Origin of the sequence: Pseudomonas salmasensis (assembly GCF_014268375.2) — a bacterium.
GTDB lineage: Bacteria > Pseudomonadota > Gammaproteobacteria > Pseudomonadales > Pseudomonadaceae > Aquipseudomonas > Aquipseudomonas salmasensis.
In genome coordinates this window covers 3,374,376-3,391,182 of record NZ_CP077083.1, presented here as the reverse complement: position 1 = coordinate 3,391,182, position 16,807 = coordinate 3,374,376, and the positions used below count along the sequence as shown (strand labels likewise).

Below are 16,807 nucleotides of genomic sequence, written 5' to 3'. Positions count from 1 at the left end.
GCATCCTTGCGCGCTAAAAAAAGGACCAAACATGAAGAGCATTGATTTTCAAGTTCAGCAGCCAGTTGGACCGACCAACGCCAACCTCATCGACTGCATGGAGAACCCAATGTGAGGCGCTACAACATCACCACGGGTTCAACCACCACGGTGGGTGGCAAGGTAACCAGCGGTTGTGAGGGCACCAGTTTCAACGGCGAAATGATCTCAAGGGAGGGGGACCGGGTCGCTTGTCCGGCTTGCGGCACTGAAGGCTTCATCGCGCTTACCGGCCCTCATTTGCACGAAGAGTGGAACGGCAAACAAGCGGCGCTGGAGGGTGATCTGTGCATTTGCAAATGCGATCCGCCGCCGGAGTTGATTGCCAATCAGAGTTCCAAATCTCAGGAGTTCGGTCCCCAACCTCAACGTGTCACCCCGATTGTAATGAGGCCGACTGCATCCGCCTCGCCCCCTGCGAATTATGCCGCGCCCGTTGCGTCGAATCGTGCCGCTGATGCCTGCGTTTTCGCCAAGTCCTGCGTTTCGGTGCCAGCCGGCTCTACGGCCGCGGGCACCACCCCGGAAAACGCCAAAAACTTTGGTACCACGGCCCTTATGGCCTCAACCGGTACCACGGGCGCCGTCGGCAGGGTAGCCGGCACACTCGGCAGCGACCTCGGTGCCTGGGCTGTACGAGGCTTGGCCGGCGCCGGTTCGGCCCTCAACCTCGTGCTGCTGGCATTCTGGCCACGCGATATCGGTGATTCAACGCTGTACACCCCGGCGCAGTTAGAAGGGATGCGCTTGGCCAGCACGCGAGTGCGGTTCCAGTTTCGTCAGGATGAGTCCGGTGAACTGCGTGTTTATGGCATACATACCAATTCTGGCAGTGGCGCTGACCGTGTGCCGGTTGCACAAGCCCGGTGGAATGTGGACAAAAGCGCGATGGTGGCGGTGCTGGATGGCATCAACATCACGTGGACGCCGAACAATGGGCCGGTGGTCAACGCGCCGAGTCCGTATCCGGGTGCACAGGAACGTCTGGATAATTTGTTCGTTCATCCGATTGCAGTGGGGCAAGACTCGGCAATCAGCCACTACCCTGGCCGGGAAGCTGACGAAGTTACCTGGCAGGATACGATCATTTCGTTTCCTGCTGACTCGGGTATGCCGCCGTTGTATTTGGTGTTTGCCAAGCCAATGGTTCACCCACTGGAAGTTGGGCCATATGACGACTTGAGCAGTCGCAGCATCAAAGACGGCTATGACATCGATCATCTTCCGGCTCGTAAAGTGCTTGAAGCTGTTTTGCTAAAACTGGACGGAGAAATGGATCCACGGGAAATAAGGGATTACCTTCGGCGAGCCCCAAGCATCGCTATTCCTGCCCGAGTCCACCAAAAATATAGTGAGACCTACGGCGGGCGTAGTACCAAAGTAAAGCAGATGCAGGATGCCTCCGACCTGAGGGCCGCGGTGGACAGCAACTTCAATGCGATTAAACGCGGACTTCTGGAGGAAGGCTTCACCGAAGCAGACGTCGAAGTGGCTCGGGAGCAACTGCATAGGCTCAGTAAAGAACAGGGGTGGTATTGATGAGTGCGCAAACTATTAATGGCTGGATCAGAAATCTGGGCAAACGCTACGAAGATTTGATTACCGAAGGGCTGATACCGAACCAGCCATTACAAGAACTTTATGACGGGCGGGATCGCCTGCACTTAGAACCTGCATGGGGACTTTCCCTGAGTTTTTGGGCAGAAACCAAGCGATTGGAAGCGCTGTTCATCACTCTGATTAAAAGCACTCCCTCGACATTGGAATATAAGGGCGAGCTGCCCAAACCGCTCGCTTCTACGATGACGAAATCCGACATTCGGTCGCATTTCGGCGTCCCTGTAGAATCAGGTGTTCCTGTAAAAATGCCACAGCCCGGAGGTATGACTGGAGGGTGGGATGCCTATCATCTTGATCCAAGCACACATCCGAATACCAAGTTGGTTTGCAAGTACACCTCCACTTTTCAGGTAAAAGCGTTGGTGTTTACATTGATTGATAAGAACCACGACTGATCTGCGTTCTGTTCCCAACTGGTTCGCCCCGCGTGGGAACGAGCGTCAAAGACGTAGAGCGTTCAGATACACCACGTTGGATTCATCGCAGGCAAGCCAGCTCCCACAGTGGCCGCGTTCCAACTTTGAAATACGGTCAACTGTGGGAGCTGGCTTGCCTGCGATAGCGGTGTAACAGGCGGCAGGTCTATCCCTGACTGAACTGCGAAGCCAATTCGCGCAACAGTACTTCGGCATCCAGCACTTTACCCACCACATCCTCCGCCTTTTCGCGGCTCAGGCCCAGGCGCTCCAGCAATGCATCCGGAATGGATTCATCCGGCCCGGAGCCAATCCCCCGGCTGCGCAACAGGCGCACCGCCAGGCACACCAAGTTCGGGTACTCGGCGTATTGCCCGTCATACATGGGGTCGTGCTGGAAGCGCAGGGCGGTGCACAGTTCGTCCGGCATGTCCCAGTAGCGCATCAGCCAGGCGCCGATCTGTTCGCGGCTGATGCCCAGCAAGTGTTGCTCGACGTAGCTGTGGCACAGGTGCGGGTTGACCTCCAGGTGTCGGCAGATCAGCGAGAAGTGCGGCGGAAACACGTGGGCCAGCAGCAGGTAGCCGAAGTTGTGCAGCAAACCTGCCAGGTAGGTCAGGCCGGCTTCCGGGCGTTGGGCGCGGGGCATGGCGCGGGTCAGGCCCTCAATCACCGCGGCGGTGTAGATCGACTGGTGCCAGTACGGCGTGGACAGGTGCGGACGGTCCTTGGGCAGGCTCAGGGTTTTACCCAGGGCCAGGCCCAGCGCCAGGTTGATCACAAGATCAAAGCCCAACACGCGCACGATGGCGTCTTCGACTGAGCGGATCTTGCCCGGCGAGGCGTAGTAGGGCGACGCGGCCCAGCTCACGACCTGGGCGGCAAGGGCTGGGTCGGTTTCCACCACGCCAGTGATGTCGTCGATGGTGGCGTTGGGGTCGACACGCAGCTTGATGATCTTCTGCGCGGTGTCGGCCAGCGGCGGAATTTCGATGGTTGCTTCCAGGCGTTGCTGGATACGGCGCGCAGTGAACGCTTGCATCGCCTGGGTGATTTCATCGCGGTCATCATTGGGGCGGTCGAGGTTCGGGCGGATGTTGCTCAAGGGTTCGCCAAACTGCGCGGCGCTGGCCTTGGTGAGCAGGCTCTTGAAGGCGTCGGTGGGGATTTCCAGCAACAGCCCGGCTTCGCCCGAATGCACCAGCAGGCTTGGCTCATTGAGCAAGCGGCCTTCGTACAGGCACGGCGAACTGGTCAGGGGCGGCAAGCCCGGCAGCAGGCTCAGGTCATGCTTGCCCAGCATGCGCTCGACACGCTCGGGGGCTACGGCCGTGAGGCGGCGACCGGTGAGTTCGGCGAGGCGGTTGAGGTCCAGCAACTGGCTTTGTGGGAACAGCACCATGAGCGCGCCAACCGCATCTTCAAGCAGCACCGCCTGGACCTTTCGGGCAGGGTTAAGGCCAGGCTGTTCGATGACTTCCGTGTAGGGGATGGCGAGCTTTGCGAGCAGCGCCCGAATGACCGGCGGGGCGGTCAGTGGGGCTGTGGCGAGGGCAACTTCTGACATGGCCTGATCCAATTTCTTACATTCATTGGAGTATAACCAGCTTGATACGGGTGTTGGTCGGATAAGTGTTCTTTGTGACGAGGTTGGCTGTGCGCCGATCCCCTGTAGGAGCGAGGTCAGACTTGGCCGTATTGCTGGCCGTGGCGCAGCCAGCGGTTGAGCAAGGGGCTGACATGATCGGGCCAACGCTCGAGCAACGCTTGCGCAGCATCGCGCACGGCGGGCAGCAGGTCGGCATCGCGCATCAAGTCGGCAACCTTGAATTGCAGCAGTCCGGTCTGGCGCGTACCGAGCATTTCACCGGGGCCGCGCAGTTCCAGGTCTTTTTCGGCGATGACAAAACCATCGTTGGTTTCGCGCATGATGCCCAGGCGCTGGCGACCGATCTGCGACAGCGGCGGGTGATAGAGCAGCACGCAGTGGCTGGCGGCGCTGCCCCGGCCAACCCGGCCCCGTAACTGGTGCAGTTGTGCCAGGCCCAGGCGCTCGGGGTTTTCGATGATCATCAGGCTGGCGTTGGGGACGTCCACGCCCACTTCGATCACAGTGGTGGCCACCAGCAATTGCAGGTTGCCGGCCTTGAACTCGGCCATCACCGCGGCTTTTTCCGCCGGTTTCATACGGCCATGGATCAACCCGACCTTGAGCTCACCCAAGGCACTGGTGAGGTCCTCATAAGTGGTTTCGGCGGCCTGGCAGGTCAGTTCTTCGGACTCTTCGATCAGGGTGCACACCCAGTACGCCTGGCGGCCTTCGGCGCAGGCGCCACGCACGCGCTCAATCACTTCGACGCGCCGGGTGTCGGTGACCAGCACGGTGTTGACCGGCGTTCGCCCCGGCGGCAGTTCGTCGAGGATCGAGGTGTCGAGGTCGGCGTAGGCGCTCATGGCCAGGGTGCGTGGGATCGGCGTGGCGGTCATGATCAACTGGTGCGGGTTCATGCGCCCGCCCACGCCTTTCTGGCGCAGGGCCAGGCGCTGCTGCACGCCAAAGCGGTGCTGTTCGTCGATGATCACCAGCGCGAGGTTCTTGAACTGCACTTCGTCCTGGAACAGTGCATGGGTGCCCACCACCATCGGTGCGCCGGCGGCGATCTGCTCCAGGGCGGCCACGCGGTTCTTGCCTTTGAGCTTGCCAGCCAGCCACGCCACTTCCAGGCCCAGGGGTTCGAGCCAACGCTTGAAGGTGATGAAGTGTTGTTCGGCGAGAATTTCCGTCGGTGCCATCAGCGCCACCTGATAGCCAGCTTCCAGGGCTTGCAAGGCGGCGAGGGCGGCGACCACTGTCTTGCCGGCGCCTACGTCACCCTGGATCAACCGCAGCATCGGTTCTTGCTGGCTGAGGTCGTAGGCGATTTCATTGCCCACGCGCTGTTGCGCGCCGGTCGGTGCAAAACCGAGGTTGGCCAGGTATTGCGCAGGCAGCCGCGTGGCCTTGGGCATTGCCGGGGCGCGCAGGGAACGCATGCTTTCGCGCAGGCGTTGCTGGGACAGCTGGTGCGTGAGCAGTTCTTCAAAGGCCAAGCGATGCTGGGCCCAATGATGGCCGAGGGCGAGCTCGTCCACATCGGCATCGGCGGGCGGGTGATGCAAATACCGAATCGCATCGGCCAGCGGCGCCAATTGATAGTCGCGGGCCAGCTCCAGGGGCAGCCAATCGGGCAGGCTTTGCGGGCCGAGCATCGTCAGGGTTTGCATGCACAACTGGCGTAGGCGTTGCTGGGTCAGGCCCTCAGTCAGCGGGTAGATCGGCGTGAGGGTGGTGTCCACCGGTGGTGGCTCATCACCGGTAATGGCGCGGTATTCCGGGTGGTAGATTTCCAGGCCCGAGGCGCCTGGGCGTGCCTCGCCGTAGCAACGCACGCGGGTGCCACGCTTGAGGCCTTCCTTCTGCGCGTTACTGAAGTGGTAGAAGCGCAGGCTCAAGCCGCCGGTGCCGTCCTGCAGGCGCACCACCAGGCTGCGGCGCTTGCCCATCACCACGTCGGCGCCGCTGACGGTGCCTTCGATCACCGCATCCTGCCCAGGGCGCAAATGGCCGATGGGCACCACGCGGGTGCGGTCCTGGTAGCGCAGGGGCAGGTGGAACAGCACGTCCTGAAGGTTCTCCAGGCCGACCTTGGCCAGTTTCTCGGCCATGGCCTCACCGACACCCTTGAGTGCCGTCACCGACACCTGCGACAGCTCAGTCATACCGTGGCTTAGCTCGCAACGGGCGGCTTGGCCACCGAACACAGGCGGATCGAGTCCGCGAGGATCTCGATCGCTTTGGGGCGCGGGAAGCTGGCGCGCCAGGCAATCGCCACGGTACGGAACGGCACCGGCGGCGTGAGGGGGCGCACTTCGATCACGCCCTGGGCGTAGTGATGGCTGTCTACCGCGGACAGCGGCAGGATCGAGATGCCCAGGCCGGAAGCGACCATGTGGCGAATGGTTTCCAGGGAGCTGGATTCCACTGTGGTGTGCTTGGCGCCGTCGTTGCCCTTGGTCAGGGTCGGGCAGGCTTCCAGCACCTGGTCGCGGAAGCAGTGGCCTTCGCCGAGCAGCAGCAGGCTCTTGTCGTTGAGCAGGCCGGCATCGATGGTGTCCTTCTTGGTCCACGGGTGGGAGGCCGGCATCAGCACGTAGAACGGCTCGTCGTAGAGCGGCAGGGTCAGCACGTCCGCCTCGTTGAAGGGCAGGGCGATGATGATCGCGTCCAGCTCGCCGTTGCGCAGTTTGTCGCGCAGTACGTGGGTGAAGTTTTCTTCGATATACAGCGGCATCTGCGGCGCGACGCGGTGCAGTTGCGGGATCAGGTGCGGGAACAGGTAGGGGCCGACCGTGTAGATCGCGCCGACCTTGAGTGGTGCGGTCAGCTGGTTCTTGCCGGCCTGGGCCAGCTCGCGAATGCTTTGCGCTTGTTCCAGGACCTTCTGGGCCTGGGCAACGATGCCTTCGCCCACCGGGGTGAGGCGCACGGCGCTCTTGCTGCGCTCGAAAATCAGCACACCGAGTTCGTCTTCAAGCTTTTTCACACCCACCGACAGCGTCGGCTGGCTGACGTGGCAACGCTCGGCTGCATGGCCGAAGTGCTGTTCTTGGGCGAGGGTCACGATGTAGCGTAATTCTGTAAGAGTCATAGCGGGCGTCCATGAGGTTGCAAGCCAAGCATACCGGCTGCAATCGATAGACGCACGTTATCAGAACTTTGCTGGGGATTGAGTGGGAAATATCGGAATTTTGCTGAGGTAAGAAAGCGCATGGGAGGGAACAAGTCCCTCCCACAGGGCTCTGTCAGCGGCGACGCTTGTCGATGTTGTAAACGAACGGTGCGACCAGTTCGACGCTGCCATTTTTCAACAGGTCGGCGGGCGGCTTGGGCAGCGGCTGAGCCTTGCGGATCATCTCAAGGGTTGCACGGTCCAGGTCGGCGTTGCCGGAGCGGCCTTCCAGTTCGTAAGACAGCACATTGCCTTCGCCATCGACCACGAAGCGCAAGCGGTTCATACCTTCCTTGCCACTGCGTTGAGCGCCAGGCGGGTACTTCTTGTACTTCTGCAGATGCGCCAGCAACGTGCTTTGCCAGGAAGCCTGGGCGGCCAGCTGCTGTGCCGACGGGCCTGGCGTAGGCTGGGCGGACTTCTGCGCAGGTGCGTTGCTCGGCGGCGTTTCGCTCGGTGGCTCCTCGGAAGGTTTCTCCTTGGGCGGCTCGGGCTTCTTCTCCACCGGCTTTGGCGGTTGTGGCTTAGGCTTAGGCTTGACCGGCTTGGGCACCTGGATCGTTGGCTTGGGCGCCTCGGCCAGCTTCGGCAGGGGCAGCTCTTCGACCGGTGGCGGCGGCGGCGCAACGACCTTGGGCGGGGCTGGAGGCGGCGGTGGCGCTGGCAGCGGCGCCAGGTCGATGACCATGGCGGCGGGTGGCAGCTGGATCGCCTGCGGCGCGGACCATTGGAGCGCGATAATGATCGCGACGGCATGCACGCCCAGCACGACGGCGAGGCTGGTGCCATAACGCGTCAGTTTGTGGCGCGTCGTGATCATTTCTTGGCTGCCGTCTCAAGTCCGACCAGGCCTACCTTGAGGTAGCCGGCTGCCCGCAGGGCATCCATCACGCTCATCAGGTCACCGTAGTCCACGCCTTTGTCGGCCTGGAAGAAGATCGTCGTGTCTTTCTTGCCTTGGGTCTTGGCGTCCAGCACCGGCCCCAGGGTTTCAGCCTTGACTTCTTCTTCGCCCAGGAACAGGCGTTGGTCCGCCTTGACGCTGAGGAAGATCGGTTTCTCTGGCCGCGGCGCCGGCTTGGCGCTGGACGCAGGCAGGTCCACTTTGATGTCCACGGTCGCCAGCGGTGCGGCCACCATGAAGATGATCAGCAGCACCAGCATCACGTCGATAAACGGCGTGACGTTGATTTCGTGGTTCTCGACGAGTTCGTCGTCGCCTTGATTCAAATGCAGGCCCATGGCCGATTACCCCACTTTCACCATGTGCGGTTGCGAGCTGCGCTCGGTAGGCAGGTGATCGAGGTCACGGCTGACCAGCAACAGGACTTCTGCCGATGCATCCGACACCTGGGCCTTGTAGCCGGCAATCGAACGGGCGAAGACGTTGTAGATGACCACCGCAGGAATGGCGGCAACCAGGCCCAGGGCGGTAGCCAGCAAGGCTTCGGCGATGCCGGGGGCAACGACGGCGAGGTTGGTGGTCTGGGTTTTGGCGATGCCGATGAAGCTGTTCATGATGCCCCACACGGTACCGAACAGGCCAACGAACGGCGCGGTGGAACCGATGGTGGCGAGTACGCCGGTGCCGCTGCTCATGTTACGGCCACAGGCCGCAACCAGGCGCTCCAGGCGGAAGCTGACACGCTCCTTGATGCCTTCTTTCTCGCGGGTATTGGCCGACAGGCGCATTTCTTCCAGTGCGTCGTGCACCAGCAGGTTGGCCAGGGTGCCCTTCTTGGTCGCGGTTTCGCTCGCTTCCTTGAGGGTGGTGGCTTTTTTCAGGTGGACGATTTCAGCGCGCAGACGACGTTTGGCGCCCAACAGCTCGAAGCCTTTGGCAATCCAGATGGTCCAGGTGATGATCGAGGCGATGGCCAGGCCGATCATCACGGCTTTCACCACCACGTCAGCATTCTGGTACATGCCCCATGGCGACAAGTCGTGGGCCATGCCCAGGGTGTTGTCTTCTTCCAGTACCACGCCGGTTTCGTCGGCAGGTGCGGCAGCGCCGGCGGCTTGGGCCGGGTCGGTGGCCACTGGCGCGACGGCAGGCGCTGCCGGGGTCGCGGCATTTTGCTCGGCGGCTGCTGGAGCGGCGGGGGCGGTGGCGTCAGCGAATGCGGCGGTCGGTGCCAGCAGTACGCTGAACAGCATCGCAGCAATCGCGCGCCAGGCGCGGGATGGGCTGTGAAGCTTGGTTGGCGAAGCGGGGGTTGTATTACGTGTCATGCTGGCCGGACCTGAGAGAAAAAATGGGTGATCGTCCTTCCAGACCATTTCGGGTCGAGGACAAATGGGCGGTTATTATTGCAAGTAATTCTTGTTAACTAAAGTGGCACTGTTACTTTATTTCGCTTTTTACTGGCCGTTGATCCACTCGCGCGGCTAATCTGCGCCTTTGAGAATGGAGTTTTGTGATGTCTGCGCCTTCTGTTGTGATTGCCGGTTGCGGCGATGTGGGTAGTCGGCTGGCTAGCCAATTGCTGGTCTCGGAATGGGAGGTTCATGGCCTGCGCCGCGATATTTCGCGCCTGCCCGACGGCGTGATCGGCATCGCCGGCGACCTGTTCAAAAAGGACTGCCCCGACACCTGGCCCATCGGCGGGGTGGATTACCTGGTGTATTGCGCCGCTGCCACTGACCACGACGAAGCCGGCTATCGCGCCGCCTACGTGCAAGGGTTGCTGCATGTGTTGGAGTGGCTGGACGACTACGGCCAGACGCCCAAGCATTTGCTGTTTGTTTCCAGCAGCAGTGTGTATGGGCAGCAGAACGGCGAGTGGGTCGACGAAACGTCCGAGACGCAAGCGAAGGGCTATTCCGGGCAGGTGATGCTGGAAGCTGAGCAAGTGGCGCTCAATAGCGGTATTCCAGCGACCGTCGTGCGCTTGACCGGCATCTACGGCCCTGGCCGTGAATGGCTGCTGACCCAGGTGCGTCAAGGCTACCGCGTAGCGGTTGATCCGCCGTTGTATGGCAACCGTATCCACGCCGATGACGCCGCGGGCCTGCTCGCCTTTTTGCTGCGGCATGTGGAAAAGGGTGGTGCATTGGAAAAGGTCTATATCGGCGTCGACGATGCGCCTGCGCCATTGGCCGAAGTAGTGGCCTGGCTGCGCGAGTATCTGGGTGTGACCGAGTGGGCCGAGGACGCCAGTGTGCGCCGTGCTGGCAGCAAACAATGCAGTAATGCACGTATCAAGGCGCTTGGCTGGGTGCCGACATACCCGACCTACCGGGAAGGCTATGCGGCGATCCTGAAAGGCTGAAGCGTGGTCAAAAATGTGGGAGCTGGCTTGCCTGCGATGACGGCCTAACAGTCAACACAGTTGGACCGGGTACATATCCGTTATTTAGGTAGCGGCCACTTAGGGTTCCGCTCTGACAGCGGGTCACTTTGGAAAAGAGCCGGAATGCCGGCCCAGCCCAAAGTAACCAAAGGGCTCTTGCCCCACCACTCGGCACCTCGCCTAGGCTCGGTGTGCCCGTAATCCGCCAGCGTGGTTTAACGGGGCGCCTGAGATCAAAAGCAGATCAAGAGCAAGATCAAGAGCGACTCGCTTCGCATCGTGGTTACCGTTGATCGAGTTGTGTGGAGACCTACGATTCTCGCAGGCAAGCCGGCTTCCACATTTTGATTCAGGTGAGGCTTTTATTACTTTTCAAGCAGCCACTGGCGCGGGCCTGGCGTAAACGAAGGCACTTCATCGGTCTGCGCCGTATTGATCGCCTGGAAGATCTCCAGTTGCTCACCCTTGCGCGCGAAGATCCAGGGGTTGCCCTGGCCGTTCAGTTGCAGCCAGATGCTGTCATAGCCGCCGCTCATGGAAGCGCAGTCGCCTGCCAGGCAGAGCGAATAACGATCAACCCCCGGCAGGCCGGCGACTTTGCCGTCAGCCTGGAACTGCACCGTGGCGCCGCTGCCGGTGCCGTCGCTGATCTTCCAGTCGCCGCCCATATAGGCTGCATACAGTGCGCGTTCGAAGTTGGCGCCCAATGGCGCGCCTTCTGGGGCCGGGTCTTTGGCGCGGGCAAACAGCTGCTCGGGTTCATTGTCGTTGGCCACTTGCAGCAGTTGCTTGCCTTTGCGTTTGAGTTCGGTGGCAGAGCTGCCATAGAAATCCACGTTCCACGCGCCGGGCTTTTCACCCGACAACTTGCCTTCCGCCACTTCAAAACCGTTGTAGTAGCGCGCCTGCAAGGCCTTGGTGTTGACCTCCCACTCAAGGTTGGGGCCATAAGACTGCAGGGCTTCACGCAAAGGGCCGCCTTTGGCTGCCGCGTCGATGGCGGCCTGGTTGATCCAGGTGCCGCTTACATCCAGGTCGGCGGGGTTACTGGCACAGCCGCCGAGCAACAGGGCGAGCAACGAAGAGGCTACAAGCGCTTTGCGCATTACGAAATCCTTCTGAAACGAAGTCGGCGCAGCCTGTTGGGGCTGCGCCGGGTGTTTTACTCGATGACGAGAATGGCGTCCATCTCAACCTGTGCACCCTTTGGCAGGGCGGCAACGCCGATGGCGGCGCGGGCTGGGTAAGGTTGTTCGAAGTACTTGCCCATGATCTCGTTGACCTTGGCGAAGTGGCTGAGGTCGGTGAGGAAGATGTTCAGCTTGACGATGTCCTTGAACGAACCACCGGCAGCTTCAGCCACGGACTTGAGGTTTTCAAAGACCTGTACGGTCTGGGCTTCGAAGCCTTCAACCAGTTCCATGGTCTTTGGGTCCAGCGGGATCTGGCCGGACATGTAGACGGTGTTGCCCGCCTTGATCGCCTGGGAATAAGTGCCGATGGCAGCTGGAGCTTTATCGCTGGTGATAACTGTCTTGGTCATGAATGACTCCTTGTAATGGATCGGTTATGCACGCATGCGGGTGATGCGGATCACACCGGTCAAGGCGCGCAGCTTTTTGATCACGCGGGCCAGGTGCACGCGGTCGTGCACGCTGACCACCAGTTGGACCACGCTGATGCGACCATCGCGTTCGTCCATGCTGATTTTCTCGATGTTGCCGTCGGCGGCGTTGACGCTGCTGGCCAGCAGGGCGATCAGGCCGCGCTGGTGTTCCAGCTCCACCCGCAGTTCGACGTTGAATTCGCCGGTGACATCCTTGGCCCACGAGAGCTGGATGCATTTTTCCGGGTTGTGGCGGATTTCGGTGATGTTGCGGCAGTTGTCCAAGTGCACCACCATGCCCTTGCCTGCGGACAAGTGGCCGACAATCGGGTCGCCCGGGATCGGCGTGCAACATTTGGCGTAGCTGAGCACCAGGCCTTCGGTGCCGCGAATCGCCAGCGGGCCTTCAGGGCTTGGCAGCTGTTCGCCTTCGCCCAGCAGGCGGCGCGCAACCACATAGGCCATGCGGTTACCCAGGCCGATATCTTCCAGCAGGTCTTCGATGGTTTCCTGGCGGTACTCGTGGAGCATCGCTTGCACGCGCTCTTGCGGGATCTTATCCAGGGCGCTGTCGAAGCCGTTGAGCACCTTGTTCAGCAGGCGTTCGCCCAGGCTGATGGACTCTGAGCGGCGCTGCAATTTCAGCGCGTGGCGAATATGCGTACGCGCCTTGCCGGTGACCACAAAGTTGAGCCAGGCCGGGTTCGGGCGAGCGCCCGGTGCGCTGACGATCTCCACCGTGGAGCCGCTTTGCAGCGGTTCGGACAGCGGGGCCAGGCGCCGGTTGATGCGACAGGCGATGCAGCTGTTGCCGACATCGGTGTGCACTGCGTAGGCAAAGTCGACCGCCGTGGAGCCTTTGGGCAGCTCCATGATCCGGCCTTTGGGCGTGAACACGTAGACCTCGTCCGGGAACAGGTCGATCTTCACGCTTTCGATAAATTCCAGGGAGTTGCCGGCACGTTGCTGCATTTCCAGCACACCCTTGACCCATTGGCGCGCACGGGCATGGGTACCTTTGGGCTGCTCGTCGCCGCTGGATTTGTACAGCCAGTGGGCGGCGATGCCGTTGTTGGCCATCTCTTCCATTTCGCGGGTGCGGATCTGGATCTCGATCGGCACCCCGTGCATGCCAAACAGGGTGGTATGCAGCGACTGGTAGCCGTTGGCCTTGGGAATTGCGATGTAGTCCTTGAACCGGCCCGGCAGCGGCTTGTACAAATTATGTACAGCGCCCAGCACGCGGTAGCAGGTATCGACCTTGTCGACGATGATCCGGAACGCGTACACGTCCATGATCTCGTTGAAGGCCCGGCGCTTGCCGCGCATCTTCTTGTAGATGCCGTAGATGTGCTTTTGCCGACCGCTGACCTCGCCCTCGATCTCGTCGATCGCCAGGCAATGGCTCAGGGACTCTTCGATCTTGTTGACGATTTCCTTGCGGTTGCCCCGTGCGCGCTTGACCGCCTGGTAGATGCGCGCCGAACGCATGGGGTGCATGGCTTTAAAGCCGAGGTCTTCGAATTCGATACGAATGGCGTGCATTCCCAGCCGGTTGGCGATGGGCGCATAGATTTCCAGGGTTTCCTTGGCGATGCGTCGGCGTTTTTCGCCGGACAGCACTTCCAGCGTGCGCATGTTGTGCAGCCGGTCGGCCAGCTTGACCAGGATCACCCGAATGTCTCGGGCCATGGCCATGGCCATCTTCTGGAAGTTTTCCGCCTGGGCTTCGGCCTTGGTCTCGAAGTTCATCTGGGTCAGCTTGCTGACCCCATCGACCAGTTCGGCCACGGTTTCGCCAAATTGCGCACTGAGCGCTTCCTTGGCAATGCCGGTGTCTTCGATCACGTCATGCAGCATCGCAGCCATCAGGCTCTGATGGTCCATGTGCATGTCGGCAAGAATATTGGCCACCGCAAGAGGATGGGTGACATACGCCTCGCCACTGCGGCGGCGCTGGCCATCGTGGGCTTGTTCGGCGTAGAAATACGCTCGGCGAACCAGGTTGACCTGGTCGGCGCCGAGGTAGGCCGATAAGCGATCGGCGAGGGCGTCTATGCTCGGCAAAGTGTGAACTCCTGCCGATGGCTGTGACCCCGCGCCGTGCTACGTCGACCAGGCATAGGCTTAGACGTCCTCGTTGGACTCGCCTTCGAACGCTGCAAACAGCGGTTCGTCTTCAACGATTTCGGCGTTGGCGATGAACTCGTAGCTCATCAGGCCTTCAGCGATTTCACGCAGGGCTACAACGGTAGGCTTGTCGTTTTCCCACTGGACCAGGGGCTCTTTGCCGCCAGTGGCCAGTTGACGGGCACGCTTGGTAGAGAGCATGACCAGCTCAAAGCGGTTATCCACGTGTTCTAGGCAGTCTTCAACGGTTACGCGGGCCATGGTATTCCTCGGAGCGAATGCAAGATGCGCGCTGCCCGGTTGGGCGAGCGGACTGAGCAGTTTAAAAAATCACCAGCGTTTAGGGAAGCGCTGATTTTTCGCAGGCCTTCGCAAAACCGCTACAAGTGCCAATGTAAGGCCCTTGCAGCTGTTTTGGGAAGAGCCAATCAGCCGAGCAATTCGGCGAGTAATTTGCCGAAACGTTGCTGTTGGCGCTTTTGCTGCAGTTGGTTGGCGCGGAAAATCGCCTTCAAATCGTCCAGTGCGTGGGCAAAGTCGTCATTGATGATCAGGTAGTCGTAGTCGACGTAGTGGCTCATTTCGCTGACGGCCTCACGCATGCGGCCCTCGATGATCTCGTCGCTGTCCTGGCCGCGGTTGGTCAGGCGCTGGTGCAGGGCTTGGAGCGAGGGCGGCAGGATGAAGATGGAGCGCGCCTTGGGCATCAGCTGGCGCACTTGCTCGGCGCCCTGCCAGTCGATTTCCAGGATCAGGTCGTGGCCTTCGTCCAGGGTCTGCTGCAGGTGGCTTTGCGAGGTGCCATAAAGGTTGCCGAACACTTCGGCGCGCTCCAGGAAGTCACCGTGTTCGATCATCTTGACGAACTCGGTACGCTCGACGAAGTGATAGTGCACGCCGTCCACTTCGCCCGGGCGCATGGCGCGGGTGGTATGGGAGACCGAAATGCGGATCTGCTCGTCAGCGTCGGTCAAGGCCTTGACCAGGCTGCTCTTGCCCGCGCCCGAAGGGGCGGAAATGATGTAAAGGGTGCCGGTGCTGTGGGTCATGGAGGGTGCCTTACTCAATATTCTGTACTTGTTCGCGCATTTGCTCGATCAACACTTTGAGGTTGACCGCCGCCGTGGTGCTGCGCGGGTCGAACGCTTTGGAGCCCAGTGTATTGGCTTCGCGGTTGAGTTCCTGCATCAGGAAGTCCAGGCGCCGACCGGCGGCACCGCCCGACTTGAGTACGCGGCGCACTTCAAGGATATGGGTGCTCAGGCGGTCGAGTTCTTCGGCCACGTCGCTCTTCTGCGCGAGCAGGACCATTTCCTGTTCCAGGCGCGTCGGATCGAGGTCGGCCTTCATGTCGGTGAAGCGGTCGAGGACCTTCTGGCGCTGGGTGGCGAGCATCTGCGGTACCAGTTCGCGCAGGGTCACTACGTCGGCTTCGATCGAGGTCAGCCGCTCGTTGATCAGGCGCGCCAGTTCGGCGCCTTCGCGTTCACGGCCGGCCTTGAGCTCCTTCAGGCCCTGGTTGAACAGGGCGAGGGCTTCGGCATTCAGGGCCTGTGGGTCGGCTGCGTCGGCCACCAGCACGCCGGGCCAGGCCAATACTTCCAGAGGGTTCAATGCGGCTGGCTGTTTGATCAGGCCGGCGATGGTTTCGGCCGCGGCCACCAGTTGGGCGGCGCGGTCGCGGTCGACCTGCAGCGGCTTGCCGGTGGTTTCTTCGGTAAAGCGCAGGGTGCATTCCAGCTTGCCGCGGGAGATGCCCTGGCGCAGCGCTTCACGCACGGCACCCTCAAGGTCGCGGAATGACTCTGGCAGGCGCAGGTGCGGCTCCAGGTAACGGCTGTTGACCGAGCGCAGTTCCCAGCTGAGGGTGCCTTGGGCCCCGGCTTTTTCGACACGGGCGAAGGCGGTCATGCTGTGGACCATGGAGGTACCTCGCGTTGGATAAATAGAAATTGGCCAGGCCGACCTGTAGGAGCGAGTTGGCTCGCGAAGAACGCAAGGGCACCGCGTTGAATCAGGAAGGCCCCGTAATCGTTGACGTTTTTCGCGAGCAAGCTCGCTCCTACAGTCTGGAGGCGCAGGATTGTAGCGCAGTGGGAGGGGGTCGCCCAAACCCGGGCATTGGTAACCGGATTTTTTAGAAGTGCCCCGAACCGGTTCGCGGCTCTATAATGCTCGGCAGTTTTTCGTCCTCAGTACAGGTATCCCCTATGAAACGTCCAAGTGGTCGCGCTGCCGATCAGCTCCGCTCGATCCGCATCACCCGCAACTACACCAAACACGCCGAGGGATCCGTACTGGTCGAGTTTGGCGATACCAAGGTCATCTGCACTGTCAGCGTCGAAAACGGCGTGCCGCGCTTCCTCAAGGGCCAGGGCCAGGGTTGGTTGACCGCTGAATACGGCATGCTGCCGCGCGCCACGGGCGAGCGTAACCAGCGTGAAGCCAGCCGTGGCAAGCAAGGCGGGCGTACCCTGGAAATCCAGCGCCTGATCGGCCGCTCCCTGCGTGCCGCCCTGGATATGTCCAAGCTGGGTGACGTCACCCTCTACGTCGATTGCGATGTGATCCAGGCTGACGGCGGTACCCGCACGGCGTCCATCACTGGCGCCATGGTGGCCCTGGTTGATGCTTTGAAAGTGATCAAGAAGCGCGGCGGTCTGAAAGCGGGTGACCCGCTCAAGCAAATGATCGCCGCTGTATCGGTGGGTATGTACCAGGGCGGGCCTGTGCTGGACCTGGACTACCTGGAAGACTCGGCTGCCGAGACCGATCTCAATGTGGTCATGACCAGCACCGGTGGTTTCATCGAAGTGCAGGGTACTGCCGAAGGCGCGCCATTCCAGCCGGCTGAGCTGAACGCCATGCTGGCCTTGGCCCAGAAGGGCATGACCGAAATCTTTGAATTGCAGAACGCCGCGCTGGCTGACTGAG

The 16,807-nt window shown here is 61.1% G+C and carries 16 protein-coding genes; 4 read left to right on the top strand and 12 right to left on the bottom strand.

Annotated features, from left to right (window positions below):
* The first annotated feature begins 111 nt into the window (after positions 1 to 111).
* Together HU731_RS15315 and HU731_RS15310 are read left to right on the top strand one after the other, a co-directional pair.
* Complete coding sequence (locus HU731_RS15315) at positions 112 to 1,578, top strand: S-type pyocin domain-containing protein (protein ID WP_186607067.1); 1,467 nt, start codon at positions 112 to 114, stop codon at positions 1,576 to 1,578.
* Positions 1,578 to 2,054: a DUF6392 family protein gene (locus HU731_RS15310; protein ID WP_034134061.1), complete on the top strand. Its 477-nt coding sequence runs from the start codon at positions 1,578 to 1,580 to the stop codon at positions 2,052 to 2,054. The genes HU731_RS15315 and HU731_RS15310 overlap by 1 nt, the downstream gene beginning before the upstream one ends.
* A 187-nt stretch (positions 2,055 to 2,241) precedes the next feature.
* Here the strand turns inward: HU731_RS15310 and HU731_RS15305 are convergent, their stop codons facing one another.
* The 6 genes from HU731_RS15305 to exbB form a co-directional block, all read right to left on the bottom strand.
* Positions 2,242 to 3,642: an aminoacyl-tRNA deacylase and HDOD domain-containing protein gene (locus tag HU731_RS15305; protein ID WP_186607066.1), complete on the bottom strand. Its 1,401-nt coding sequence runs from the start codon at positions 3,640 to 3,642 to the stop codon at positions 2,242 to 2,244.
* Positions 3,643 to 3,758: 116 nt separating this feature from the next.
* Positions 3,759 to 5,834 carry an ATP-dependent DNA helicase RecG gene (gene recG / locus HU731_RS15300; protein WP_003195525.1) on the bottom strand — a complete coding sequence of 692 codons (2,076 nt, stop codon included), beginning with the start codon at positions 5,832 to 5,834 and terminating at the stop codon, positions 3,759 to 3,761.
* Positions 5,835 to 5,842: 8 nt separating this feature from the next.
* Entirely contained in the window at positions 5,843 to 6,763 is a 921-nt protein-coding gene (locus HU731_RS15295; RefSeq protein WP_003195523.1) for a hydrogen peroxide-inducible genes activator, read from the bottom strand.
* 154 nt (positions 6,764 to 6,917) lie between these two features.
* Positions 6,918 to 7,664, bottom strand: coding sequence for an energy transducer TonB family protein (locus tag HU731_RS15290; protein WP_003195521.1), 747 nt, complete (start codon positions 7,662 to 7,664; stop codon positions 6,918 to 6,920).
* Entirely contained in the window at positions 7,661 to 8,086 is a 426-nt protein-coding gene (gene exbD, locus HU731_RS15285; RefSeq protein ID WP_003195519.1) for a TonB system transport protein ExbD, read from the bottom strand. Before exbD ends, HU731_RS15290 begins: the two co-directional genes overlap by 4 nt.
* 6 nt (positions 8,087 to 8,092) lie before the next feature.
* Positions 8,093 to 9,076 (bottom strand): tonB-system energizer ExbB, encoded by a 984-nt coding sequence (exbB, locus tag HU731_RS15280; RefSeq protein ID WP_186607065.1) that lies wholly within the window; start codon positions 9,074 to 9,076, stop codon positions 8,093 to 8,095.
* 188 nt (positions 9,077 to 9,264) lie between these two features.
* Between exbB and HU731_RS15275 the strand changes: the two genes are divergently transcribed.
* Positions 9,265 to 10,116, top strand: coding sequence for an SDR family oxidoreductase (locus HU731_RS15275; RefSeq protein WP_186607064.1), 852 nt, complete (start codon positions 9,265 to 9,267; stop codon positions 10,114 to 10,116).
* A 386-nt stretch (positions 10,117 to 10,502) separates the two neighbouring features.
* On the opposite strand, the gene HU731_RS15270 is transcribed toward HU731_RS15275, so the two are convergent.
* The 6 genes from HU731_RS15270 to HU731_RS15245 form a co-directional block, all read right to left on the bottom strand.
* A complete protein-coding gene (locus tag HU731_RS15270) occupies positions 10,503 to 11,243 on the bottom strand; it encodes a hypothetical protein (RefSeq protein WP_186607063.1) in 741 nt (246 codons plus the stop codon).
* 56 nt (positions 11,244 to 11,299) lie between these two features.
* On the bottom strand, positions 11,300 to 11,680 hold the full coding sequence (locus tag HU731_RS15265; RefSeq protein ID WP_003176922.1) for a deaminase RidA: 381 nt from the start codon (positions 11,678 to 11,680) through the stop codon (positions 11,300 to 11,302).
* Between the two features lie 24 nt (positions 11,681 to 11,704).
* Entirely contained in the window at positions 11,705 to 13,810 is a 2,106-nt protein-coding gene (gene spoT, locus HU731_RS15260; RefSeq protein ID WP_003195510.1) for a bifunctional GTP diphosphokinase/guanosine-3',5'-bis pyrophosphate 3'-pyrophosphohydrolase, read from the bottom strand.
* 60 nt (positions 13,811 to 13,870) lie between these two features.
* Positions 13,871 to 14,134 carry a DNA-directed RNA polymerase subunit omega gene (gene rpoZ, locus HU731_RS15255; RefSeq protein WP_003195508.1) on the bottom strand — a complete coding sequence of 88 codons (264 nt, stop codon included), beginning with the start codon at positions 14,132 to 14,134 and terminating at the stop codon, positions 13,871 to 13,873.
* A gap of 167 nt (positions 14,135 to 14,301) precedes the next feature.
* Entirely contained in the window at positions 14,302 to 14,922 is a 621-nt protein-coding gene (gmk, locus tag HU731_RS15250; protein WP_003195506.1) for a guanylate kinase, read from the bottom strand.
* Between the two features lie 10 nt (positions 14,923 to 14,932).
* Positions 14,933 to 15,796 carry a YicC/YloC family endoribonuclease gene (locus HU731_RS15245; RefSeq protein ID WP_003195504.1) on the bottom strand — a complete coding sequence of 288 codons (864 nt, stop codon included), beginning with the start codon at positions 15,794 to 15,796 and terminating at the stop codon, positions 14,933 to 14,935.
* Positions 15,797 to 16,083: 287 nt separating this feature from the next.
* Between HU731_RS15245 and rph the strand changes: the two genes are divergently transcribed.
* On the top strand, positions 16,084 to 16,806 hold the full coding sequence (rph, locus tag HU731_RS15240) for a ribonuclease PH (protein ID WP_186607062.1): 723 nt from the start codon (positions 16,084 to 16,086) through the stop codon (positions 16,804 to 16,806).
* Position 16,807 lies beyond the last annotated feature (1 nt).